At 64.1% G+C, this 24,037-nt stretch carries 22 protein-coding genes; 7 read left to right on the forward strand and 15 right to left on the reverse strand.

Going from position 1 to position 24,037, the window contains the following annotated elements; all coding sequences use genetic code 11:
- Window positions 1-4: 4 nt before the first annotated feature.
- The 5 genes from EO094_RS13765 to EO094_RS13785 are packed head-to-tail and all read right to left on the reverse strand — an operon-like array spanning window position 5 to window position 4,837.
- Entirely contained in the window at window positions 5-757 is a 753-nt protein-coding gene (locus tag EO094_RS13765) for an amino acid ABC transporter ATP-binding protein (protein ID WP_128293037.1), read from the reverse strand.
- A gap of 2 nt (window positions 758-759) precedes the next feature.
- Complete coding sequence (locus EO094_RS13770; RefSeq protein WP_128293039.1) at window positions 760-1,884, reverse strand: amino acid ABC transporter permease; 1,125 nt, start codon at window positions 1,882-1,884, stop codon at window positions 760-762.
- Between the two features lies 1 nt (window position 1,885).
- A complete protein-coding gene (locus EO094_RS13775; protein WP_128293041.1) occupies window positions 1,886-3,070 on the reverse strand; it encodes an amino acid ABC transporter permease in 1,185 nt (394 codons plus the stop codon).
- Window positions 3,071-3,113: 43 nt separating this feature from the next.
- The gene (locus EO094_RS13780; RefSeq protein ID WP_211098111.1) at window positions 3,114-4,142 is read right to left on the reverse strand and encodes an amino acid ABC transporter substrate-binding protein; all 1,029 of its coding nucleotides are present in this window, start codon (window positions 4,140-4,142) and stop codon (window positions 3,114-3,116) included.
- Window positions 4,139-4,837: a GntR family transcriptional regulator gene (locus EO094_RS13785; protein WP_128293043.1), complete on the reverse strand. Its 699-nt coding sequence runs from the start codon at window positions 4,835-4,837 to the stop codon at window positions 4,139-4,141. The genes EO094_RS13780 and EO094_RS13785 overlap by 4 nt, the downstream gene beginning before the upstream one ends.
- A gap of 360 nt (window positions 4,838-5,197) precedes the next feature.
- Here EO094_RS13785 and ilvD point away from each other — a divergent pair, with 360 nt between their 5' ends.
- Window positions 5,198-7,033: a dihydroxy-acid dehydratase gene (ilvD, locus tag EO094_RS13790; RefSeq protein ID WP_128293045.1), complete on the forward strand. Its 1,836-nt coding sequence runs from the start codon at window positions 5,198-5,200 to the stop codon at window positions 7,031-7,033.
- 76 nt (window positions 7,034-7,109) lie between these two features.
- Here the strand turns inward: ilvD and EO094_RS13795 are convergent, their stop codons facing one another.
- The 4 genes from EO094_RS13795 to EO094_RS13810 are packed head-to-tail and all read right to left on the reverse strand — an operon-like array spanning window position 7,110 to window position 10,655.
- On the reverse strand, window positions 7,110-7,979 hold the full coding sequence (locus EO094_RS13795; protein ID WP_128293048.1) for a metal ABC transporter permease: 870 nt from the start codon (window positions 7,977-7,979) through the stop codon (window positions 7,110-7,112).
- Window positions 7,976-8,884 carry a metal ABC transporter permease gene (locus tag EO094_RS13800; RefSeq protein WP_128293050.1) on the reverse strand — a complete coding sequence of 303 codons (909 nt, stop codon included), beginning with the start codon at window positions 8,882-8,884 and terminating at the stop codon, window positions 7,976-7,978. The genes EO094_RS13795 and EO094_RS13800 overlap by 4 nt, the downstream gene beginning before the upstream one ends.
- The gene (locus EO094_RS13805) at window positions 8,881-9,789 is read right to left on the reverse strand and encodes a manganese/iron ABC transporter ATP-binding protein (protein WP_425455887.1); all 909 of its coding nucleotides are present in this window, start codon (window positions 9,787-9,789) and stop codon (window positions 8,881-8,883) included. The genes EO094_RS13800 and EO094_RS13805 overlap by 4 nt, the downstream gene beginning before the upstream one ends.
- On the reverse strand, window positions 9,786-10,655 hold the full coding sequence (locus EO094_RS13810) for a metal ABC transporter substrate-binding protein (RefSeq protein WP_281275260.1): 870 nt from the start codon (window positions 10,653-10,655) through the stop codon (window positions 9,786-9,788). Before EO094_RS13810 ends, EO094_RS13805 begins: the two co-directional genes overlap by 4 nt.
- A 232-nt stretch (window positions 10,656-10,887) precedes the next feature.
- On the opposite strand from EO094_RS13810, the gene EO094_RS13815 reads away from it, so the two are divergent.
- A complete protein-coding gene (locus EO094_RS13815) occupies window positions 10,888-11,322 on the forward strand; it encodes a Fur family transcriptional regulator (protein WP_128293054.1) in 435 nt (144 codons plus the stop codon).
- Between the two features lie 3 nt (window positions 11,323-11,325).
- Here EO094_RS13815 and EO094_RS13820 read toward each other — a convergent pair whose 3' ends face one another.
- The 5 genes from EO094_RS13820 to EO094_RS13840 form a co-directional block, all read right to left on the reverse strand.
- Window positions 11,326-12,813: an HAL/PAL/TAL family ammonia-lyase gene (locus tag EO094_RS13820; RefSeq protein WP_128293056.1), complete on the reverse strand. Its 1,488-nt coding sequence runs from the start codon at window positions 12,811-12,813 to the stop codon at window positions 11,326-11,328.
- 17 nt (window positions 12,814-12,830) lie between these two features.
- The gene (locus EO094_RS13825; protein ID WP_128293059.1) at window positions 12,831-13,610 is read right to left on the reverse strand and encodes an ABC transporter ATP-binding protein; all 780 of its coding nucleotides are present in this window, start codon (window positions 13,608-13,610) and stop codon (window positions 12,831-12,833) included.
- On the reverse strand, window positions 13,603-14,343 hold the full coding sequence (locus tag EO094_RS13830) for an ABC transporter permease (RefSeq protein WP_128293061.1): 741 nt from the start codon (window positions 14,341-14,343) through the stop codon (window positions 13,603-13,605). The genes EO094_RS13825 and EO094_RS13830 overlap by 8 nt, the downstream gene beginning before the upstream one ends.
- A gap of 4 nt (window positions 14,344-14,347) precedes the next feature.
- A complete protein-coding gene (locus EO094_RS13835; RefSeq protein ID WP_128293063.1) occupies window positions 14,348-15,070 on the reverse strand; it encodes an ABC transporter permease in 723 nt (240 codons plus the stop codon).
- Window positions 15,071-15,265: 195 nt separating this feature from the next.
- Window positions 15,266-16,108: a transporter substrate-binding domain-containing protein gene (locus EO094_RS13840; protein ID WP_128293065.1), complete on the reverse strand. Its 843-nt coding sequence runs from the start codon at window positions 16,106-16,108 to the stop codon at window positions 15,266-15,268.
- Between the two features lie 285 nt (window positions 16,109-16,393).
- Here EO094_RS13840 and hutC point away from each other — a divergent pair, with 285 nt between their 5' ends.
- Together hutC and EO094_RS13850 are read left to right on the forward strand one after the other, a co-directional pair.
- On the forward strand, window positions 16,394-17,137 hold the full coding sequence (gene hutC, locus EO094_RS13845; RefSeq protein WP_128293068.1) for a histidine utilization transcriptional repressor HutC: 744 nt from the start codon (window positions 16,394-16,396) through the stop codon (window positions 17,135-17,137).
- Window positions 17,138-17,248: 111 nt separating this feature from the next.
- Window positions 17,249-18,577: an NAD(P)/FAD-dependent oxidoreductase gene (locus EO094_RS13850; protein WP_128293070.1), complete on the forward strand. Its 1,329-nt coding sequence runs from the start codon at window positions 17,249-17,251 to the stop codon at window positions 18,575-18,577.
- A gap of 141 nt (window positions 18,578-18,718) precedes the next feature.
- On the opposite strand, the gene EO094_RS18875 is transcribed toward EO094_RS13850, so the two are convergent.
- A complete protein-coding gene (locus EO094_RS18875) occupies window positions 18,719-18,841 on the reverse strand; it encodes a hypothetical protein (protein ID WP_281275250.1) in 123 nt (40 codons plus the stop codon).
- A 202-nt stretch (window positions 18,842-19,043) separates the two neighbouring features.
- Here EO094_RS18875 and EO094_RS13855 point away from each other — a divergent pair, with 202 nt between their 5' ends.
- The 3 genes from EO094_RS13855 to EO094_RS13865 all read left to right on the forward strand — a co-directional run bounded on the left by EO094_RS13855 (window position 19,044) and on the right by EO094_RS13865 (window position 23,947).
- Window positions 19,044-19,760 carry a DUF1003 domain-containing protein gene (locus EO094_RS13855; protein WP_128293073.1) on the forward strand — a complete coding sequence of 239 codons (717 nt, stop codon included), beginning with the start codon at window positions 19,044-19,046 and terminating at the stop codon, window positions 19,758-19,760.
- Window positions 19,761-20,042: 282 nt separating this feature from the next.
- Window positions 20,043-22,595, forward strand: a complete 2,553-nt coding sequence (gene mprF / locus EO094_RS13860; protein ID WP_246008511.1) for a bifunctional lysylphosphatidylglycerol flippase/synthetase MprF — start codon at window positions 20,043-20,045, stop codon at window positions 22,593-22,595.
- On the forward strand, window positions 22,592-23,947 hold the full coding sequence (locus EO094_RS13865; RefSeq protein WP_128293078.1) for a virulence factor family protein: 1,356 nt from the start codon (window positions 22,592-22,594) through the stop codon (window positions 23,945-23,947). Before mprF ends, EO094_RS13865 begins: the two co-directional genes overlap by 4 nt.
- Window positions 23,948-24,037 lie beyond the last annotated feature (90 nt).

Genomic DNA, 24,037 nt, shown 5'->3' on the forward strand with positions numbered 1-24,037 from the left:
GGTCCTAGGTCGCGTGGGATATCTGGCCGAGGAAGCCGCGAGCGCGGTCGGTGGCGGGGGCGGAGAAAAAGGTCTCTGGCGGGGCAGCTTCGACGATTTCGCCTTGATCCATGAAGACGACGAGATCGGAGACGCGACGGGCAAAACCCATCTCGTGCGTGACGACGATCATCGACTGGCCGGATTGGGCGAGCTCCTCCATGACGTCGAGGACCTCGTGCACCATTTCAGGGTCGAGTGCTGATGTCGGCTCGTCGAAGAGCATCACTTCCGGCTCCAGCATGAGAGCACGGGCGATCGCCACGCGCTGACGCTGGCCGCCGGAAAGCTGGCCGGGATATTTCCATGTCTGCGAGGTCAGCTGGACGCGCTCAAGCAGCCCCTTGGCTCGCTCCGTCGCTGCATCTTCCGGCTCGCCGCGCGCATAGATCGCGCCGAGCGTGAGATTGTCCATGATGGAGAGGTGGGGAAAGAGATTGAAGTTCTGGAACACCATGCCGGTGTGCCGGCGCACCTCTGCGAGCCGTTCCGGTGTGCCGTCGAGCGTCGAGCCGCAAACGGTGAGCGTGCCTTCCTGAAAACTCTCAAGCCCGTTGATGCAGCGGATCAGCGTCGATTTGCCGGAGCCCGACGGTCCGCACAGGACGATGCGCTCGCCACTCGCGAGCCCAATCGAGACGTCGCGCAGTACGTGGTGCTTGCCGAACCATTTGTTGACCGCCTGCATGGTGACGACCAGGTTTTTTTGAGCCGTCATCGTTAGCGCTCCACCTTGCGGCCTCGCCGGGCGTTGGCCTGTTCCAGGGACCGGCCGTAAAGCGACATGCCGGAGCAGATGAGGAAGTAGAGCAGGAAGACGAAGAGATAGCCTTCGAGCCCGTAGCGCACCCAGTTCGGATCTTGCAGGGCGGCCTTGGTTGCGCCGAGCACGTCGAAGAGGCCGAGGATGGAGAAGAAGGTCGTGTTCTTGAAGGCGCGGATGATGTCGTTGAAGAGTGCCGGAATGGAGATCGCGAGCGCCTGCGGCAGCACGATCTTGCGCATGCGCTGAGAGTAGCTGAGCCCGAGCGCCTTGGCGGCTTCCTCCTGTCCGTCCGGGAGCGCCTGCAGGCCGCCGCGCACCACCTCTGCGGCATAGGCCGCGAAGAAGATGATCATGCCAATCTCAGCCCGCACCAGCTTATCGACATTGAGCTGATCGGGCAGAAAAAGCGGCAGGATGAGCGCGGCGAAGAACAGGACGACGAGAAGCGGAATGCCGCGCACGCATTCGATGGTGGCGACCGACAGGAAGCGGATCGCGGGCAGCTGCGAGCGGCGTCCGAGTGCGAGCAGGATGGCAAGCGGCAGTCCACCGGCGACGGTGCCGCCGAAGATTAGGAAGGTAAGGGGAAGCCCGCCCCAGAGATCCGTTCCGACATGCGGCATGCCGAAGATGCCGCCCTGCAGGAGCGCGATCGTGGCTATGAAGACGATGAGCCAGCCGAGAAGGCGCAGCGACACGGCGAAGAGGTTGGTCGCCGTCAAGACGCCCCATACGAGCCAAAGGGCGATGATGACGCCGCCCCGCCATTGCTCCGCGTACGGGAAGGCGCCGAAGAGCATGACACGGTATTTTTCGGCAATCACCGCCCAGCAGGCCCCGGCCGCATCGCGGCAGGCGGCGCCCTCCGGCGCATACCAGACGGCGTCCCAGATGGCCCAGCGGAAGAGGCCTGCAAGCGCCCAGACGGTGATCGCGGCAAGCAGGACCGTCACGACGCTCATCAAGGGCGATGCGAAATAGCGCTTGTGCAGGCGGGCGAGAAAACCCGTGCTGCCCAAGGGCGGCAGACGCGCCGGCGCGCCGCCGATCTTTGCGTAGGAGGCTGGTGCTTCCGTCATCTCAGCGCTCCGGGATCTGCACGAAGCCGTTGACGAAGTTCGCAACCGCGCCGATCGCCAGCGACAAGGCGAGATAGACGGCGGCCATGATGCACAGGACCTCGATGGTGCGGCCGGAATAGGTGAGCATGGTGTTGGAGACGGAGAAGAGATCCGGGTAGCCGACGGCGACGCCGAGCGAGGAGTTCTTCAAGAGGCTCACATATTGCGCCGCGAGGGGCGGGATGATGACGCGCAGCGCCTGGGGCGCCACCACGCGGCGATAAAGGTCGATGCGGGTGAGGCCGATGGCGTTGGCCGCCTCGATCTGCCCGGAATCGACGCTGAGAAGGCCGCCGCGGACGATCTCGGCGATGAACGCCGCGATATAGAAGGAGAGGCCGAAATAGATGGCGAGGAATTCCGGCGACAGCGTTATGCCACCGGCGAAATTGAAGCCCTTCAGTTCCGGGATCGACCAGGCGAGCGGCATTCCGAACGCGAGCCAGACGAGGAGCGCCGGCACGAAGATGGTGGCGAGAAGGACCGGCTTTGCGGACTTCCATTTTTGCCCGGTGCGCCGGCGGCGACGGTCGGCGAGATGCGCCACCCGCCAGGCGAGAGCGCAGCCGGCGAGGAAGGCGGCCGCGACCGCGGTGAATGCCGTCATGTTCTCCGGCGCCGGGATGGTGAGCCCCCGGTTGGAGGCAAAGACGAAGTCGAAGAAGGACCAGGACAGGCGCGCCGCGGGGAATAACGTAAAGAAGGTGTACCAGAAGACGATCTGGACGAGCTGCGGCGTGTTGCGGAAGGCGTAGACATAGGCGCGCGCAAGGCTGCTTGCGAGCGCGTTGGGCGAAAGCCGGGCGAAGCCGACGATTGCACCGATGATGCTGGCTGTGAGGATGCTGACGGCCGACAGCAACACGGTGTTGCCGAGGCCGACGGCGAAGGCCTTCAGATAGGTGTCACCGGAAGTGAAGCTGAAGAAGGCTTCGCCGAGGGCGAACTGCGTCTCGTCGAAGAGAAAGCCGAGACCAGAGGTCATGCCACGGTCGATCAGCGCCTGGCGCGCGTTGAGCACGAGCCAGATGCCAAGGGCGGCAAGCGCCGCGAGAAGCAGCGCCTGCCAGGCGATGGCACGAGAGCGCGGCTGGCGCCAGAAAGGCACCGCGCTCTCTCCAGTTGTCGAGGGAATGTGGGTCATGACCTCGGTCGCATCGATCTCACAAGCGATCTCACAAGCGATCTCACAGGGGCGGCGAGTAGATGAGGCCGCCGTCGGTGTAGAGGGCGTTGAGGCCGCGATCGAGCTTCAAGGGAGAGCCCTCGCCGACGTTGCGGTCAAAGACTTCGCCGTAATTGCCGACCTGCTTGATGACGTTGTAGGCCCAGTCCGGCTCAAGGCCGAGCCCGTCGCCGCCGGCCTTGTCGACGCCCAGCAGCCTGCGCACGGCCGCGTCGTCGCTGCTTTCCTTCATCTCATCGACGTTTTCGGAGGTGACGCCACTCTCTTCGGCCTGGAAGAGCGTGAAGACGGTCCACTGTACGATGTCTCGCCATTGCGGATCGTCCTGCCGCACGACCGGTCCCATCGGGTCCTTGCCGAAGAGCTCGGGCAGGATGACGTAATCGTCCGGATTGGGGGCGACGGCAGCACGCGTTGAGGAGAGGCCGGAGGAGGACTGTACGGCAACGTCGCAGCGTCCGCCGAAGAAGGCCGTGTTGATCTCCTTCTGATCCTCGATCACCACGAGCTGCAGGGAGATGCCGTACTTCTTCTGGATGTCGGAGACGACGCGCTCGGAGGTGGAGCCAGGGCGCACGCACACGCTCGCTCCGTCGAGTTCGGCAACGCTGGTGACGCCGAGCTCCTTCGGCACCATCAGGCCCTGGCCGTCATAGAAAGTCGGCGAGACGAAATCGAGGCCGAGATCGGTATCACGGCCGCGCGTCCAGGTGGTGTTCGCGACGGTGACGTCGACTTCGCCGGTCTGCAGGGCGGTGAGACGCGTCTGGTTGTTGGTCTTGAGGAGCTTGACCTTGCTCGCGTCGCCGAGGGTGGCGGCGGCGATGGCGCGGCAGGTGTCGACGTCGAGGCCCTGCCAGGCGCCCTGGCTGTCGACCGAGGAAAAGCCCGGCCGGCTGCCGTTGACGGCGCAAGTGACGACGCCGTTGGCCTTCACGTCGTCGAGGGTGCCGGCGATGGCCGGGGTCTGAAGCCCGGCGGCGGAGATGGCGCCGACGAGAAGCCCGCCGGCAAATAGGTGCTTCATCATATGTTCTCTGTGCCTCTTGTCTTGTCTTTGGTTGTGTCTGTTCCGGGTGCCCGATCGAGCTCCAGGCGGATCTCGAGGCCACGCTTCAGATGTCTGCGCATCAGTTCGGCGGCTTCCTCGGGCTGACGGTTCACGATCGCTTCGAAGATCGTGATGTGCTCGACCAGGATTTCCTGGACGAGAGCGTGTGCGAAGTACCGCGGCAGGTGGAATGCCAGGCGGAATCGCATGCGCATCAGGCGCACCATCTCGGCAAGAGGGGCGCTGGCGGAAGACTGGATGAGCGCGTCGTGGAAGTCGGTGCCGACGTCGTCGATCTCGCGCGAGGTGAAGGCGGAGGGATCGCGCGCCATGATGCGCATCTTTTCTCCGCATGCGGTCAAAGCGAGGCTCGGCCCGCGCTCGGCCGCCCGGCGTGTGGCGAGACATTCGAGCGCCTCGCGCAGTTCGTAGATGTCGCTGATATCGGCCGCCGACAGTTTGCGGATGAAGGTTCCGCGCGCCGGCTTCACCTCCACGACGCCTTCCTGCTCGAGCTGGCGCAACGCGTCACGCACCGGCATACGGCCGATCCCGAGCTGCTGGGCGAGCTTGCGCTCCGACAAAGGGTGATCCGCCTCGAAGCTGCCCCCGAAGATCAAATCGACGAGGCGGCTATAGGCGCGGTCACGCTCGAACTCGAAGGAAACTGCCATGAGCTTCAGACTGGCTGACTGGTATACCAGTTTCAAGCCTAAAAATTCGGCGCGGCGCAATTCTGGCCTGAATGCGTGCGAGCTTGTGGAATTCGCTGCGCGGCGAGGTGCACGAAGATGACGGGCAGGGTTGCCTGTTCATGCGGATGCGGCACGAGCGACCGGGCGGGGCCGCAATCCTCTAAGCTGCCCCGAGTTTATCCTTTTGTGCTCAGGGCGTTGCCGAGCCGGGCGGGGACGCTTATTAGCTGGACCGGTCCGCCTTTCGCGGATCCGTGCCGTGGCGCGACGGGCCGATCGGCCTTGCCCAATGTTGTCGTGCCACCGGCCTCACAAGGCCAGAAGGAATACCAAAAACCAATGCCCTCTTATCGCTCACGCACAACCACCCATGGAAGAAACATGGCCGGCGCGCGCGGCCTCTGGCGCGCCACCGGCATGAAGGACAACGATTTCGGCAAGCCGATTATTGCCGTCGTGAATTCCTTCACGCAGTTCGTACCGGGCCATGTGCACCTCAAAGATCTCGGCCAGCTCGTGGCCCGCGAGATCGAGGCGGCGGGGGGCGTTGCCAAGGAATTCAACACCATCGCCGTCGATGATGGCATCGCCATGGGCCATGACGGCATGCTCTATTCGCTGCCGTCGCGCGAGCTCATTGCCGATGCCGTGGAATATATGGTCAATGCGCATTGCGCCGATGCGATGGTGTGCATCTCCAATTGCGACAAGATCACCCCCGGCATGCTGATGGCGTCGATGCGCCTCAACATCCCGACCGTCTTCGTCTCCGGCGGCCCGATGGAAGCCGGCAAGGTGGTGCTCGACGGCAAGTCACAATCGCTCGATCTGATCGATGCGATGGTGGCGGCGGCCGACGACCGCGTCAGCGAAGAGGACGTGCAGGTCATCGAGCGCTCCGCCTGCCCGACCTGCGGGTCGTGCTCGGGTATGTTCACGGCGAATTCCATGAACTGCCTGACGGAAGCCCTTGGCCTGTCGCTGCCTGGCAACGGCACGACGCTTGCGACCCATGCAGATCGCCGCCGGCTCTTCGTCGAGGCGGGGCATCTGATCGTCGACCTCGCGCAGCGCTGCTACGAGCAGGACGACGAGAGCGTCCTGCCGCGCAACATTGCCACCAAGGCGTCGTTCGAGAACGCCATGGCGCTCGACATCGCCATGGGCGGTTCCACCAACACAGTCCTGCACATCCTGGCGGCCGCCCAGGAAGGCGAGGTCGACTTCACCATGGACGACATCGACCGCCTGTCGCGGCATGTCCCGGTCCTGTGCAAGGTGGCGCCCGCCAAGAACGACGTGCATGTCGAAGACGTCCACCGCGCTGGCGGCATCATGGCGATCCTGAGCGAGCTTGACCGGGCGGGGCTGATCAACCGCGACGTGGCGACTGTTCATGCGGAGACGCTCGGCGATGCGATCGAACGCTGGGACGTGCGGCGTGCAGCCTCCGAGACAGTCACGGAATTCTACCGTGCCGCGCCCGGCGGCGTGCCGAGCCAGGAAGCCTTCAGTCAGGACAATCGCTGGAAGGAGCTCGACCTCGATCGCGAGGCGGGCGTCATCCGCGATGCCGAGCATCCCTTTTCAAAGGATGGCGGCCTTGCCGTTCTGAAGGGCAACATCGCGCTCAACGGCTGCATCGTGAAGACGGCTGGTGTCGACGAATCGATCCTGAAGTTCTCGGGCCCGGCGCGGGTCTTCGAAAGCCAGGACGAGAGCGTGCATGCGATTCTGTCGAACAAGGTTGCCGCCGGCGATGTCGTGGTGATCCGCTACGAGGGACCGCGCGGCGGGCCTGGCATGCAGGAGATGCTCTATCCGACGAGCTATCTGAAGTCGAAAGGCCTCGGCAAAGCCTGCGCGCTCGTTACCGACGGGCGTTTCTCCGGCGGCACCTCAGGCCTGTCGATCGGCCATGCCTCGCCGGAAGCGGCCGAGGGCGGCGCGATCGGCCTCGTGCGCGATGGCGACATCATCGAGATCGACATTCCGAACCGCACCATCAATCTGATGGTGGACGATGCGGAGCTCGCAAGCCGGCGCGCCGAGCAGGACAAGGCGGGCTGGAAGCCGGCAAAGCCGCGCAAGCGCCAGGTGACGACGGCGCTCAAGGCCTATGCAGCGTTGACGACGAGTGCCGACAAGGGCGCCGTGCGGCGCATTCCCGAATGATCTGAGAAATTTCCGGCGGCTTTTGCGTCTCCTGTGAGGCGCGAAAGTCGCCGGAATTTATTGCGCTCGGCAGAGCTCAGCCAAGTTTCTCCGGCTTGATCGTGGCTCTCGACGCTTCGTCGCGCGACCGGCCGGACAGGGTCGTCGCCAGAAAAACCACGACGAAACAGGCGGCGAGCAGGAGAACGATCGTCGGCGCCGGCGCGCTGTCGATGAAGAAGCTCGCATAGACGCCGAGAAACGCGCAGGCGACTGACAGGGACACAGCCACCAGCATCATCGGCCCGAAGCGGCGCGTGACGAGGAAGGCTATGGCGCCCGGCGCGATCAAAAGCGCGATCGTCAGAATGATGCCTGTTGCCTTGAGCGCGCCGACGATCGTCAAGGAGAGGATGGCGAGAAGCCCGTAATGCATGAGCCCGACGGGGAGCCCGATGGCGCGGGCATGCTGCGGATCGAAGGCGTGCAGGAGAAGGTCGCGCCATTTGGCGGCGATGATGGCGACGGTGAGGAGAGCGATCGCCGCGCTCTGCCACAGATCGAAGGGCAGTACGCCCAAAATGTTGCCGAACAGAATATGGTCGAGATGCACCTCGCTCTGGATCTTGGTGTAGAGGACGAGGCCGAAGCCGAACATGCCGGAAAACACGATGCCCATGATCGTGTCCTGCTTGATGCGGGAATTCTGGCTGAGATAGCCGGTGGCGATGGCGCAGGTCATGCCGGCGGCGAAGGCGCCGACGACGAGCGGCATACCGGCGAGATAGGCGAGCACGACCCCCGGAAAGATGGCATGCGAGATGGCGTCCCCCATCAGCGACCAGCCCTTGAGCACCAGAAAACACGACAACAGCGCTGAGGGAACGGCGACGAGGACCGCAATCAGCATCGCCTCGCGCATGAAGGGCAGGGCGAAGGGCAGAAGGGCGAAATCGAGCGCGTTCATGCCGGGTCTCCCGGCTGCAGTTCGACCATTGTGTGCGGCTCGCGCGTCTCGGCATCTTCCCGGAGCGCCTCGCGGGCGCGGCGCTTTGCAGCGAGAAGCCCGTGCTTGGGCGCCACGACGAAGGCGATAAGGAAGATCAGCGTCTGCAGAACGATGATGATGCCGCCGGTGGCGCCGTTCAGAAAATAGCTCGCATAGGCGCCGACGAAGCTCGTCGTGGCCCCGATGGCGACGCTGAGAGCGATGAGGCGGGGGAAGCGGTCGGTCAGAAGATAGGCCGTGGCGCCCGGCGTCACCACCATGGCGATGACAAGAAAGGCGCCGACCGTCTGCAGCGCGGCGACGGTGGAGGCGCTCAGCAGCGTGAAGAAGAGGAGCCGCATCAGCACCGGATTGATGCCGATCGAGCGGGCATGGTTCTCGTCGAAGAACACCACCATCAGATCTTTCCACTTGGCGATGAGGATGGTGAGCGAGACGGCGGCGATGATGACGAGTTGCGTCGTGTCGGCGGGGGTGATCGCCAGAATGTTGCCGAGCACGATCGTCTGGATGTCGACGGAAGCCGGCGACAGCGACACCATGAAGAGGCCGAGCCCGAAGAAGGACGTGAAGATGAGGCCGATGATGGCGTCTTCGCGCAGCTTGGTGCGGTGGTTGAGGAAGAGCATGGCGCCGGCCGCGAGCCCGCCGGAGAGAAAGGCGCCGAAGGAGAAGGGCAGGCCGAGCATATAGGCGCCGGCGACGCCCGGAACGATGGAATGGGAGAGCGCGTCGCCGATGAGCGACCAGCCCTTCAACATGAGATAGGCGGAGAGGAAGGCGCAGGTGGCGCCGACGAGAGCGCTCACCCACATGGCGTTGACCATGTACTGATAGGCGAAGGGTTCCAGAAGCTGGCTCATGGCCGCTCCGCATCCTTCTTCGGCGGCGAGGCCTCGTCGCGCTCGCCATAGACGAGGAAGGGTTTTTCGTCGTCGGAGATCATGCCGATAGGCCGGCCCTGATCGGTGGCGGCGAGATCGAAATGGCGCAGGACGCCGCCGAAGGTGCGTTCCAGATTGGCGCGCGTGAAGATCTCGTCCGTCGGCCCGGAGGCGAGCACTGTGCCTTTGACGAGGACGGCCCGATCGCAGAATTCCGGCACCGAACCGAGATCATGGGTGGAGACGAGCATCACCCGTCCCTCCGCGCGCAGATCGCGCAAGAGCGCTATAATTGCATCCTCGGTTTTCACGTCGACGCCGGTAAACGGCTCGTCGAGGAGGATGACGCGCCCATCCTGGGCGAGCGCGCGGGCGAGAAAAACCCGTTTGCGCTGGCCGCCTGAAAGTTCGCCGATCTGGCGCTTGCGGAAATCGCTCATGCCGACGCGCGCAAGCGCGGACGCAACCGCGTCGTGATCGGCGCGCTTCGGCCGGCGCAGAAAATTCATGCGTCCGTAGCGACCCATCATGACGACGTCTTCGACGAGAACGGGAAAATTCCAGTCCACCTCTTCGCTCTGCGGCACATAGGCGACGAGGTTCTTTTTCAGCGCCGCCTCGACGCTGCCGCCAAGCACGGAAATCGAGCCGCCGGCGACCGGCACGAAGCCCATGATCGCCTTGAAGAGGGTGGATTTTCCGCTGCCATTGACGCCGACGAGGGCGGTGATCGTCCCGGTCGGGATCTCGAAGCTCGCATCGCGCAAGGCGGTGTGGCCGTTGCGATAGGTGACGGTGGCATGGCGGACAGCGATGCCCGAAGGACCGTCCGGTGCGGGCGCGGGATCTGGGCGCGGGGTGAGCGGGTCGGACGACATCATCATGGCACGAGGCACTTTGCGATCGTGTCGGAGGTGACGCGCAGAAGGTCGAGATACGTCGGCACCGGCCCGTTCTCGTCGCTCAAGGAATCGACATAGAGCACGCCGCCATAGGTGGCGCCGGTCTCGCGCGCGACCTGCTCGGCCGGCTTGGCGGAGACGGTGCTTTCGCTGAAGATGCAGGCGATGTCGTGCTCATTGATGGCGTCGATGACGGCGCGCACCTGCTGCGGCGTGCCCTGCTGATCGGCGTTGATCGGCCACAGATAGAGCTCTTTGAGATTGAAATCGCGCGCGAGATAGCTGAACGCGCCCTCGCTGGTGACGAGCCACCGTTTGTCGTCCGGGATTTTTTCAAGCTCTGCCTGGATGGGCGCGATCACCGCCTGGATCTTCTCTTTGTAGGCCGCGGCATTCGCTTCGTAGGTCGCGGCATTGTCCGGATCTGCGGCCACGAAGGCGTCGCGGATATTGTCGACATAGACGAGGGCGCTCGTCGGCGACATCCAGGCATGCGGGTTTGGCTTGCCGTTATAGGGCCCCTGCGAAATGCTCATCGGCTCCACGCCATCGGAGACGACGACGTTGGTCACATCGCCGAGATTGGCGAGGAAGCGTTCAAACCAGAGTTCTAGATTGAGTCCGTTGCGCAGAACGAGGTCGGCATCGCGCCCGCGCAGAAGATCGCGCGGCGTCGGCTGATAATTGTGGATCTCCGCACCGGGCTTGGTGATCGATTGAACCTCCGCTGCATCGCCAGCGACGTTCTGCGCCATGTCGGCGATGATCGTGAAGGTGGTGACGGCCTTCAGCTTTTCCGCTGCCGCCACGTTTTGGCTGCCGACCCAAAAGAAAGGCAGCGCTGTCAGCGCAGCAAGCAAACGAAGCTTCGTCGTCAAAGCGTTCTCCATCGGTCAACGCGGCTTTTCCGCCGGTGCCTCTTTCAAATGACAGGGCATAGTTGCGAATGCAAGTGCAAACCATTTGCAGAAATGTAAGACTTTCGCCTCTGCGTGCTTCAGGGTGAAAGACGCGGGGAAGCGGGCGTTTTGCGGTCTATGCGGCCTTTGCAGCCGTCCGATCAGGCGCTAGAGGGGGACAATGGGTGAAGCCAAGAACCGCCGCGATTACGAGAAAGAGCTGCGCGATGCGGGAATCCGGATCACGCGTGCGCGCAAGACGATCCTGAAGATCCTGGAAGAGGGCGAAAAGCACCCGGACGCGATGGAAATCTTCCGGCGCGCCTCAGAGATCGATGCGAGTGTCTCGCTCTCGACCGTCTACCGGACAATGAAAATCCTGGAAGATCGCGGTGCCATTCAGCGTCATGTCTTCGAGGGCGGGCCATCGCGGTTCGAGCCGGCTGGCGGCACCCATCACGACCACCTGATCGATACGGACACGGGCGAGGTGGTGGAGTTCCGATCCGATAAGATCGAGGCCCTGCAGGAAGAGATCGCCCGCTCGCTCGGTTACGAGATCGTCTCGCACCGGCTGGAGCTTTATGTGCGCAAGATTGGCCGGCGCCGCGGCTGAGGCTTAGCGCGTAGCGGGTTGTTCCGACGAGAGAAACTGGAATGCCGTCTCCATATCCTGCGAGAGCGGTCGGTCGTCGGCATAGAAGGCAATCAAGCCACGCAGTTGGGCGAAAAGCCGATCGGTCGCGGGCGCACGTGCCTCGGTCTGAAAGGCGTAGGCCTGGCCGGCAGCAAGCCATTCGATCGCAAGGAGGCGGGTGGCGTTCTCTACGATCGCAAGCGCTTTCAGTGCGGCCGGCGTCGGATGCGAAAGGTGATCTTCCTGCAACGCCGAAGTGATGCCGCCGTCGAGACTTGCCGGCGCGGCGAGGCGGCGGTTTTCGTTGACGAGCGAGACGGCCGCATATTGCGCGATCATGAAGCCGGATGCTGCGCCGCCTTCTGCCGCGAGAAAGGCCGGAAGCCCGCTCACAATCGGATTGAGAAGCCGATCGAGACGCCGCTCCGACATCGCCGCCACTTCGGCGATGGCCGTTGCCAGGCCGTCGAGGGCAAGCCCTAGTCCCGCGCCGACGGCATGGGCCTGCGAATGCACTTGCGGTGCCTCGGGGGTGCCGGTGACGAGCGGATTGTCGGTGACGGAGGCGAGCTCGCGGTCGATGACGGCGGCTGCGTCCTCGAAAAGGTCGCAGGCAGCCCCATGCACATGCGGCACGGCGCGCAGTGACAGGGCATCCTGCGTGCGTTTGCCGATGGTGGCGGCGACGATGTCGCTTCCCTCAAGGTACGCCCGCAGTCGGGCTCCGACCTCTTGCAGGCCGTCGGAGTGGCGCAGCGTCAGCGCCTCGGGCGCGAAAGCGGCCGGGTTGGTGCCAAGATTTTCCATCGTCATGACGGCGATCGCATCCGCCCAGGAGAGAAGGCGGTTCGCACGCGCGAGCGCGAGACAGGCCAGACCCGTGGCGCAGGGCGTGCCGTTGACGAGCGACAGCCCCTCCTTCGCCTGAAGTTGGAGCGGTTCAAGGCCCGCCTTGGCCAGTGCCTCGGCCGCGGAGACGGTGCGGTCGCCGTCCCGCACCGAGCCGGTTCCGACGAGCACGAGCGCGATATGCGCCATATGGCTCAAATAGCCGACGGAACCGCGCGCTGGCACGAGGGGTGTGAGCCCGGCATTCAAGAGGGCCGCAAGAGCTTGCGGGATCTCGCGGCGGACGCCGGAATGGCCGTGTGCGTAATTGTTGATCGCCGCAGCCATGATGGCGCGCGTCTCGACGACCGGAAGCGGCGCACCGACGCCGGTTGCGTGGCTCATCAGAATGTTGTGCGAGAGCTGTTGTTGCAGCGGCCGCTCCACCACGACATCGCAGAGTGCGCCGACGCCCGTGTTGACGCCATAGGCGCGGATGCCGCGCTCGACGATCGCCTGCACGATGGCGGCGGCATCATCGATGCGCGAGAGCGCGGCTTGTGTGAGATCGAGAGGTGCCCCCTCTGCGACCTCGGCAACCTCCTGCCAGGTGAGGGAGCGATCGAGCGACACGCGGGGCATTCTGGCTCTCCGGGGCTTCAACCTCTGAAGCCGGTGATGAACTGATTGAAGCGTTCCGAGGAGGATTCGGTGAAGATCTCTTCCGGCCGTCCTTCGGCCTCCACCTGGCCCTGATGCAGGAAGATCACCTTGTCGGACACGTTGCGCGCGAACGACATTTCGTGGGTGACGACGAGCATGGTGCGGCCTTCATCGGCGAGGCTGCGCATCACCTTCAGGACTTCGCCCACGAGCTCCGGATCGAGCGCTGAGGTCGGCTCGTCGAAGAGAAGCGCCTTGGGTCGCATGGCGAGTGCACGGGCGATCGCGGCGCGCTGCTGCTGGCCGCCGGAAAGATGCGCGGGATAGTAATCGCGGCGTTCCGCGAGGCCGACTTTTTCAAGCAGCGCTTCCGCCTCCGCGATCGCCTCCGCTTTCGGCCGCTTCTGCACATGCACCGGACCCTCGATCAGGTTCTGCAAAACCGTCATGTGGGACCAGAGATTGAAGCTCTGAAACACCATGGCGAGCTCGGCGCGAATTCGGTCGACCTGGCGCCGATCCTTCGGCATCAGCCGGCCCTGGCGGTCGCGACGCATGTTGATCGTCTCGCCGGCGACCGTGATCTCACCTTCATCCGGTGTCTCGAGAAGGTTGATGCATCTGAGAAAAGTGCTCTTGCCCGACCCCGAGGCGCCGAGAATTGAAATGACGTCGCCGTCCTGCGCTTCGAGCGAGATGCCTTTCAAGACTTCGAGGTTGGCGAAGGATTTGTGGATGTTCTTGACCGAGATGGCCGGGACCGGGGCTTCAGTCATGGGAGGTCTCCAGCGATGTCACCGTGCGGCCTTCGCCGGAGATGCGCGGCCGCTCGCGGAGATGCGGCGACAACCGGTGCTCCAAAAGGGCGATCAGGCGGACGATGATGAAATTGATGACGAGATAGATGAGCGTCGCGACCAGGAAGACTTCCATGGTGCGATAGGTCTGCGAAATGAGCCGCTGCGCCGTGCCGGTGACTTCCCAGACGGTGACGAGCGAGGCGAGAGCCGTCGACTTCACCATCAGGATGATTTCCGTCGAATAGGCGGGGAGCATGGCGCGCAAGGTGATCGGGGCGATGATCCGGCGCACGAGCAGGAAACCCGACATGCCGACCGAACGCGCAGCCTCGATCTCACGCGGCGGCACCGCCTGCAGCCCGCCCCGGATGATTTCCGCCTGATAGCCGGCCGTGCAGAAGGCAAGCGCCAGAACCGCGCACCAATAAGGCTCGCGCAGCACCGGCCATGCAAAACTGTCGCGAATGACCGCGAACTGGCCGAGCCCATAATAGATGAGGAACATCTGGATGAGCAGCGGCGAGCCGCGGAAGATGAAGACATAGACGCGGGAGAAGGCCGACAGGATCGGACCTCCGACCGTGCGCATGACGACGAGGACGATTGCAAGCAAGGCCCCGAGGACGACGGAGGCGCCGAAGAGCTCCAAAGTCGTCGGCACCGCCTTGACCAGCGTCACGAAGGTGGAGGCGAGGAACTCGAAATCCATCGGCTCAGCTCCGCCCGAGGCCGTGCGAGAAGCTGACGGCGACGCGTCGCTCGGCGGCGGCGAAAAGCTGGCCGGAGATCGTGGTGAGCACCAGATAGAGGATGCCGCCGACGATGAAGAAGAGGAAATACTGGCGCGTGGAGCCCGCGGCGAGCTGCGAGGTGCGCATCAGTTCGGCAAGGCCCGTGACGGAAATCAGCGCCGAATCCTTGAGGCTCAGCTGCCAGACATTGCCGAGGCCCGGCAGTGAGAAGCGCAGGATCTGCGGGACGATGATACGGCGAAAGCGCAGCGCCCGGCCCATGCCGATGGAGCGCGCGGCCTCGATCTCGCCCTTTGCGATGGCGTGAAAGGCCCCGCGATAGACCTCCGCCTGATAGGCGCCGGAGATCATGCCGACTGCGAGCGCACCGGCGAGGAACGAGGGCAGGCCGAGGAAGCCCTCATATTGGAAGAGACGGCCGATGGCGCTCACCGCCTGCGAGCCGCCGAAATAGACGAGATAGATGACAAGGAGTTCGGGCGCGCCGCGAAGGATCGTCGTATAGGCGTCGCCGATGATGCGTGCGGGCCGTGATGATGAGAGCTTGGCGGCCGCCACGGCCGCCCCGAATACGGCGCCGATGACGAGCGAGGCGGCCGTCACCGACAACGTCATCAAAGTCGCCCATAAAAGCAGGCCGCCGCGGCCGTTGGGTCCGAATCCGATCAGGTCGATCCAGGACATCGCGTCTCTCTTGTTGCTGCTGCGGCGGTGCGCATCGCCGGTCGGCGCGAGGTGCCGTCGGGTGGGATGGCGGGCGGGCGAGCTTGTGGCCGTCCGCCTGCCGCGAACCGCATGCCGGCCAGGGAGAGCGTGCCCGAGTGAGGAGGCTTTTGCCGCATCCTCACCCTCAGGCGCGCGGGGCCGGCGCCGATTGGATTAGGGCGTGACGTCGACCTTCAGCCACTTTTCGCTGAGCGTCTTGACCGTGCCGTCGGCGACCGCCGCCTTGATGGCTTCGTCGAACTTCGCCTTGAGATCGGTATCCGACTTGCGCAGACCGAGGCCTTCGCCTTCGCCCCAGATCTGGCCGCCGATCTCCGGACCGGTGAAGGCGAGATTGTTGTTCTCGGAAGCCTCGAAAGTGCCGAGCAGATAGGTGGCGTCCTCAAAGCCGGCATCGATGCGGCCGACCGACAGGTCGAGGTCGCGCTCGGCCGCGGTCTTGTATTCCTTGATCGTCGCCACGTCGCCGAAATTCTCATAGACGAAATTGGCGTAGACGGTGGAGCTCTGGATGCCGATCGTCTTGCCCTTCATCGCTTCGCGCAGGGGCGCGATTGCGTCGGCCTGGTCGTGCACGTCTTCCAGCTTGATGACCGTGCCGGTCCCAGGAAGGTCGGCGAGTTCGCTGTCCTTCGGTGCTGCGAAGACGGCCGGCGTCGCCGCGTAGGGCACGGTGAAGTCGATGACCTTCTGACGTTCCGGCGTGATCGACAAAGCGTCCATGATGACGTCGAACTTGCCGGCATTGAGGGCGGTGATCATGCCGTCCCAATCCTGCGAGATCATCGTGCATTCAAGGTCCGCATGCTCGCACAGCACCTTGAGGAGGTCGGGCTCGAAGCCGACGATCTGGCCGCTCGCATCGGTGAGGTTCCACGGCGCATAGCCGCCCTCGAGCGCCACGGTGACCTTCTTCCAGTCCTTCGCCGAAGCGGCGGCAGGCGCCAGAATGACCGCTGCAAGTGCACCGGCCAGCGCAATTGTCTTGAAACTCATCCCGTTCTCCTCTGTGCGGAGCGTAGCCGCCCCTCCCTTTGCTGACGCACACCCTGGAGAGCTGCATGGGCCGTGGCTCGAAGCCGCGAAGATGGCGTCTTCGCGGGCCGGGCGAGGGACGGAAATGGCCGGGAAACCGGCCTATTCGTCCTTGCCGTGCTTTTCGTTTGCCATCGCGGCCGGCAGCGCTCTAGCTTGTACATACAAGTGACTGTATCCAAAATCGCAACGCTCGCAAGCCGAAATCCGACATCAAATTGTGCACACGCGAAAAGGGCCTAAGAAATGGGCATCGATGCCGGCAAGACCGGTGCTGGCGCTGAGACGCCCCGTTATGCCGCGGTAAAGCGCATGATTGTCGAGCGGATCGCCGCGGGCGACTGGCCGCCGCGTCACCGCGTGCCGTCGGAAAACGAGCTCTCGGCCAAGCTTGGCCTGAGCCGCATGACCGTGAACCGGGCGTTGCGCGAGCTCGCGGGCGAGGGGGTGCTGACGCGGGTGAAGGGGCTTGGCACCTTCGTCTCGGAGGGCAAGGGCCAGACCTCCGTCTTCGCCGTGCGCAACATCGCCGACGAGATTGCCGAACGCGGCCACAGCTATGCCGCCCAGGTCGTTCTGCTCGAGACGCTGGAGGCGAGCCGGGAGATTGCCGAGGATCTCGCAGTCGAGCCTGGCATCTCGGTGTTTCACAGCCTGGTCGTCCATCGCGAGGATGGAATCCCGGTCCAGCTCGAAGACCGGCTGGTCAATCCGAGGCTGGCGCCGGACTATCTCATGCAGGATTTCACCGCCCGCACGCCCAACGACTATCTGAACGCTGTCATTGCCTGGACGGAGGCGGAGCATACCGTCGAGGCCGTCCTGCCGGCGGCCTGGGAAGCGCGGCTTCTCGCGATCGGCCGCACCGACCCCTGTCTTTCCATCCGCCGCCGGACCTTTTCTGGCGACAAGATCGTCACCTCAGTCCGGCTCGTCGTCCCAGGTGGCCGCTACAAGATCAAGAGCCGCCACCAGGCCAATGCCGTTTGAAGTTTCCGTCTGCCCAAAGAACGCCGTCCTCCGCCCACCTGATCGGGCTTCCGCCCGCACAGCGGGAGCAACGCGGCGCCTCAGGGCATCATCTCGCTAGAGGAGTGTTTCATGGGACCGCAGGTCGATCTGGTCGTCTCCGATCAGAAATTTCCTGAAAAGGCCGATGCCGTCGTCATCGGCGGCGGCATCATCGGTGTCAGTTCGGCCCTGTTCATGGCCGAGCGCGGCATGGATGTGGTGCTGGTTGAAAAAGGCCACATCGCCGGCGAACAATCGAGCCGCAACTGGGGCTGGGTGCGCCAGCTCTATCGCGATCCGCGCGAATTCGATCTGATCCGGGAGGCGCTCGGCCTGTGGCAGGGGCTCGATCAGCGCATCGGCGGCGACACCGGCTTCACCCAATGCGGCATCCTCTATGGCGCCCGCAACGATAAGGACGTGGAGGCCTATCGCGTCTGGGCTGAAAAGGCGGCCGCTTCCGGCATCGCGACGGACCTTCTTTCCGGCAGCGAGATGGAGAAACACCTGCCGGGCGATCGCGATCTGCCGAAGGCCATCCTTCTGTGTCCGGGTGACGGGCGTGCGGAGCCCCAGAAGGCGGCGCCCGCAATTGCGCTCGGCGCCCGGGCCCGCGGCGCCCGCATCTTCACCGATTGCGCCGCGCGCGGGATCGAGACGGCGGGAGGTGAGGTCGCCGGCGTCGTCACGGAGCGCGGCCGCATTGCGACTAAGAACGTCGTCGTCGCGGGCGGGGCCTGGAGCCGGCGCATCCTGAGCGATCTCGATATCGTCCTGCCGCAGCTCAAGGTGCGCGCGAGCGTCGCCCGCACCTCGCCGGTCGAGGGCGGCCCGGAGGTCTCCATCTGGGACGATGTTCTGGGCCTCAGGAAGCGCGCTGATGGCGGCTATACACTGGCGAACGGGCTTTCCAATGCGGCGCCGCTGACGCCCGACAGTTTCCGCTTCTTCTTCGATTTCCTGCCGGTTCTCACGATGGACTGGCGCCATGTCGGCCTGCGTCTCGACGAGCGCTTCTTCAGCGAATGGCGCGAGCGCAAGCCGGTGCCTTACGATCAGCCGTCGCCTTATGAGGCTTGCCGCGTCCTCGATCCGAAGCCGGATTTTGGCTATGTGCGCAAGTGTTTTGAGGAAGCGAAACGGCGTTTCCCCGTCTTCAACGATGCGCGCCTCGTGCAGACCTGGGCAGGCTTCATCGATACGACGCCGGACGTCGTGCCGGTGATCTCACCGGTCGAAAGCTGCTCGGGTCTCATCGTCGCCACGGGATTTTCGGGCCACGGTTTCGGCATCGGTCCGGGGGCGGGGCATCTCGTCGCCGATCTCGTGACCGGCGAAAAGCCGATCGCCGATCCCTATGCCTTCCGCCTGTCGCGCTTCAGCGATGGCAGCCGCCCGCGGCCGATGACCAATCTGTAGCTGGCCTGCGTAGGCCCGTGACGGCCGGGCCTCCGCCCTGGGATCTTCTCATGCAGCGCCCTTAGGACTGCATGCAGCCTGTCTGGTCCGATGATGCGGCGGCCTTCATCGAAGGCCGCCGTATTCTGAGTTTTGGAGGGTTCAGACGTCTTCGCCCGCGGCGTTGCGGCCGGCGATGCGTCCGAAGGCAAGGATCTCGGCGGTGTTGCCGCCACCTGCCGGATAGCGTTCACCGTACATCGAGCCGTCAGCACCGACCCTCATCATGCCGTCGGCAAACGCGGATTGACGTCTCGCCTTCTGGATGCGCACAGCCGTCCTGTGAGCGTGGTTTTCAGCATGCGGGCACAAACTCAAGGCCTTGTTGGAAGCGGATAGACGTGCTTGTCGACGACCTATCAGCGCTGGTCAGCCCGCGGCGGGGGAGTTAAATTCCGGCCCCCCGGATCTCGTCGTGTGAAGCCCGATGGAACGCGCAGATGCCCCTCCTCAAAGCGGCGCGAAAAGCCCCACATGCGTCGTCTGCGGCAAGAGCTTGCGGCAGGAGAGGGCGGTTCCGTGGGCTGCGGTGCGTCCGGCCATCTCGGCCCTGATCGGAAGGGACCATCCGCAATGGTCGGAGGGGTCCTGGATCTGCCCCGAGGACCTCGAGACCTATCGAAGGCGTTCCCTGAGGGAGCTCCTGAGCGACGCCAATGGCGACCTCGGCCCCTTGGAGCAGGAGGTTCTCGACAGTCTCAAAACCGGCGACATCGTCACCGCCGCGCCGGATATCACCTTCGACGAGAGGGCGACCTTCGGTGACCGGATGGCTGACCGTGTGGCGGCCTTCGGCGGCTCTTGGACTTTCATCCTCTCGTTTTCGCTCGTCTGCGGCCTCTGGATGATGCTCAATGTCACCGGATGGCTTTTCAAGCCGTTCGATGCCTATCCGTTCATTCTTCTCAATCTGGTGCTGTCGACACTGGCCGCGATCCAGGCGCCGATCATCATGATGAGCCAGCGCCGCCAGGAGGCGCGCGACCGGATGCGGGCGCAGAACGATTATCAGGTCAACTTGAAAGCCGAGCTGGAGGTGCGACAGCTCCATGAGAAGATCGATCACCAGCTCTCGCAACAATCTTCGCGGCTGGAGAGGCTTGAACGCCTGCAGGAGAAGATCATCGATCGCATCACCTCGTGATGTCCGAGGCTGGCTTTCCCCTTGCCTTTCCTTTGCGCGAAGCTGCGGCCGCCATGCCGCGCGGATCGGCAAGGCGGGCGTTTCTTCCGAATATGAGTCCTCCCTCCGGTTCCAGTAGACGCAGCAGAGGCAAATGAGAGATATAGCGAGAGCCACCATCTTGGATCGCGGGCAACGTCCCGCTGGCACGTCCTGTGGGGTCGGAGGCTGATGGGGATGGAGGCTGCGGGATCTCGCCGGGTTGTGGCGCCTGACGGTGGGGACAGTTCTGACCCGAATGGCTTGGAAGGACAGAGAGAACCGCGTCGGCGCTGGCGTCGCTTTCTGGCACCCATCCTGCTTGTGGTGCTGCTCGCCTTCATGGCTCTCGCCGTCAGCCGTCTCGCCCAGGATGTTACGTATTCTGCAGTCGTTGAGGCTCTGTCTGAGGTGTCCTGGTGGCGGCTCGCTGCGGCGGGCGCGCTGACGGCGCTGAGTTTTCTGGCATTGAGCTTTTACGATGTCTCTGGGCTGGATTATGCCGGCAGACGTCTGCCTTATCCACGCGTGGCCCTTGCGTCCTTCTGCGCCTATGCCGTCGGCAATACGGCGGGTTTCGGGCCGCTCTCCGGCGGTGCGGTGCGCTACCGCTTCTACACCCCGCTCGGCCTGAAGCCGGAGGAGATCGCGCGCGTCGTGGCGTTCATCACGGCGGGCTTCGGTCTTGGTCTCGTGGCAACGGCCGGTCTCGGCCTCATCTTCGCGGGCGACCCCGTTGCTGCGGCTCTCCGGGTGCCGGTTTCACTCCTTCATCTTGCGGGAGGCGGATTGCTGCTTCTCGCATTCTCGCCCGTCATCGTTTCCCTGCGGCGAGCGCGGACATTGCAGTTTCGCTCGCTGCGCGTGGTGCTGCCCCGGGCCGGCTTGATCCTGCGCCAGCTCGCCATCACGCTCCTCGATATCAGCGCATCCGCCGCCGTTCTGTGGGTGCTGCTTCCGCAAGATTCGATCGGCTTTGCAGGCTTCGTCCCGGTCTATGCCATCGCCGTCGCGCTCGGCGTGCTCAGCCACGTGCCGGCCGGCATCGGCGTCTTCGAGACGGTGATGATCGCCGCTCTCTCGGCCACCTTGCCCGTCGACCGGGTGCTCGCCGCCCTGGTTCTCTACCGCCTGATCTATTACGCGCTGCCTCTTGCCGCTGCGGCTCTTACGATCATCGGCCTGGAGGCGCGGCGGGCCGTCGCGGGCGCGACTTTGGCGGGCGCTGCCCAACTCATCCCACCCGTTCTCGGCGCTCTCAGCTTTCTGTCGGGTGGCATGCTCGTCCTGTCCGGCCTGACGCCTGCCGCTCCGCAACGTCTCGGCCTTCTGAACGCCTTCGTTCCGCTCCCCATCATCGAAGGCGCGCATTTCCTCTCGAGCATTCTCGGCACGCTCTTGCTGATCACCGCTCGGGGGCTGGTTTTCCGGCTCGACGGTGCCTGGTGGGTAAGCGTCGTCGCAACTCTTCTCGCTTTGGCATTCGCACCGCTGAAGGCTCTTGCCGTTGGCGAGACCGTCGTTCTGTCTCTGCTCCTCGTCGCTCTCCTCACGGCCCGAGCCGAGTTTTCGCGTCCGTCCTCGCTGATGCATGAGACCTTCAGTCTGCGCTGGCTGGTGGCCGTGGCAACGATCCTCGTTTCCTCCTTCGCCGTGATGATGTTCGCCTACAAGGAAGTGGCCTACACGCACGAGCTCTGGTGGCAGTTCGAAGTGACGGCCGATGCGCCGCGCAGCCTTCGCGCGCTCGTCGGCATCGTGCTCGCACTCGCGACACTTGCCGTATGGTCTCTCGTCAGGCCATGGCCCGGCATTCGCGAAAAGGCGACCGCCGAGCAGCTGGAACACGCCGTTGCGATCGCCGTGCAACAGGATCGCCCGGATGCCAATCTGGTGCGCATGGGCGACAAGAGCCTGATGTTTTCCGAAGGCGGAGACGCCTTCATCATGTTCGCGCGCCAGGGACGCTCGTGGGTCGCGCTTTTCGACCCCATCGGTGCGAGAGCGTCCTGGCCTGGCCTCGTCTGGAAGTTCGTCGAGACCGCGCGGCAGCATGGCGGCCGTGCCGTGTTCTATGAAGTCGGTCCGCGCGATCTGAGCCTTTACGCGGATGCGGGTCTTGCAGCTTTCAAGCTCGGCGAGAGTGCAAAGGTGAAGCTTGCCGATTTCGATCTTCAAGGAGGGCGACGCTCGAACTTTCGCAATGCGTTGCGCAAGGGGGAGCGTGCGGGCTTTGAGTTCGAGGTCTATCCGTCTGAGCGCGTTCCGGAAATCCTCGGCGAACTCAAGGCGGTTTCAGACGTCTGGCTGTCGTATCACAACGTCCGTGAAAAGGCGTTTTCGCTCGGGGCTTTCGATGAGGCCTATGTCGCCGCGCAACCGGTGGCATGCCTCAGGCATCAGGGGCGGATCATCGCGTTTGCGACGCTTCTCACCACGCAGGTGCGGTTTGAGGCATCGATCGATCTCATGCGCGTCGCACCGGATGCGCCCAACGGGACGATGGATTTCCTGTTCTTGAAGCTCATCCTTCTCTTCAAGGAAGAGGGATATGAATGGTTCGATCTCGGCATGGCACCGCTCTCCGGGTTTCGTTCGGGAAGCGCTGCGACGCTCTGGAACCGGGTCGGACGGGCGGTCTTCGAGCACGGCGAGCGGTTCTATCATTTCAAGGGGCTGCACGGCTTCAAGGACAAGTTCGACCCGCACTGGGAGCCGAGATACATGGCCGTGTCCGGCGGCATCAATCCTCTGATTGCCCTGACCGACGTCACGGTTCTCATCGGCGGCGGTTTGCGCGGGGTGGTTTCCAAATGAAGCATCTGTTTTGCGCGGTTCTGGCCGTGCTCTGCGGGTCGGCGAGTTTTGACGCGTCGGCTGCCATCCTCGATTCCGGGCAGCCGGCAATCGCCCGGATCCTCAATCGCGGAGCGCCCGTGAGCGGGATCGTCTTCCTCATCTCCGATCGCGACGGCTGGAGCGAGGCCGACGATGCGAGGGCTCTCTCGCTCGCCGATCATCGCGCGATCGTCGTCGGCGTTGATCTGCCGCGTTATCTCGCGGCTCTCGAGGCCGAAGACGACGACTGCGCCTATCTCGTTTCCGATATCGAAGACTTGAGCCACACGCTGCAGAGACAGGCAGGCACATCGGACTATCACGCGCCGATCATCGCCGGAGAGGGCGCCGGCGGCGGCCTGGCGGTCGCGATCGCGGCCCAGACGCCTGAGGCGACGGTGGGTCATACGCTCGCGCTCGATCCGACGCCCGGAATCTCCTTGAAGAAGCCGCTCTGCTCCGGCGCGCCGCGCGAGACCGTGGCCGGCGAGACCGTCTATGGCCTGTCTCCGGGGCCTCTGCCCGATCCGGTCGATGTCTATTTCTCCTCATCCGCAACGCAGGAGGCGAGAGCCCATATCGCGAACCTCATCTCTGCGCATTTCGCGGTTTCGGTCACCGATGGAGAGGGGGCGGAGGCTGCGTTCGGAGAGAAACTGGACGAGCTTCTCGACCGCGCGTCGCAGCCGCAGGAGGGTGATCTAGACATGCCGATCGTCGAGCTTCCGGCCGCCCCCACCGTCGATGCGATGGCCATCGTCTATTCCGGCGATGGTGGCTGGCGGGATCTCGACAAAACGATAGCCGGCATCTTCCAGACGAAAGGGTTGCCAACGGTCGGGGTCGATTCCTTGCGCTATTTCTGGTCGGAGAAAACGCCCGAGGAGGTCGCGCATGACCTTGCGGGCCTGATCGATGTCTACACCGCGAAATGGGGTGTCGGCCACGTCGCGCTCGTCGGCTATTCCTTCGGGGCCGATATGATGCCGGAGGTCTACAACGCTCTCGATGCGTCGCACCAGGCCAAGGTCGCGCAGATATCGCTTCTCGGCGCCGCGCCGTCCGCAGATTTCGAAATCTCGGTTTCGGGATGGCTCGGCGTGGCCTCCGCCTCCGCGCATCCGACTTTGCCTCAGATCGAGCGGATCGACCCCGCAAAGCTTCAATGTGTCTATGGCGCCGATGACAGCCGCGCCACCGTCTGCCCGGCACTTGCGGATTCACACATCGAAATCATCGAGACGACGGGCGGACACCATTTCGACGGCGACTACGATGCGCTCGCCGCGACAATTCTTTCTGGACTGAAGTCGCGGCTCAAGGGCAAGTAGCCGACACGCCCCAGATCCCACGCCGAGGGCCTGGAAGATGCCGTTTTCTCCTCACGCTCTGCCTCTCTGAGGCAAACAATCTCCGGTGCG

This window comes from Afifella aestuarii, from assembly GCF_004023665.1.
Classification (GTDB): Bacteria; Pseudomonadota; Alphaproteobacteria; order Rhizobiales; family Afifellaceae; genus Afifella; species Afifella aestuarii.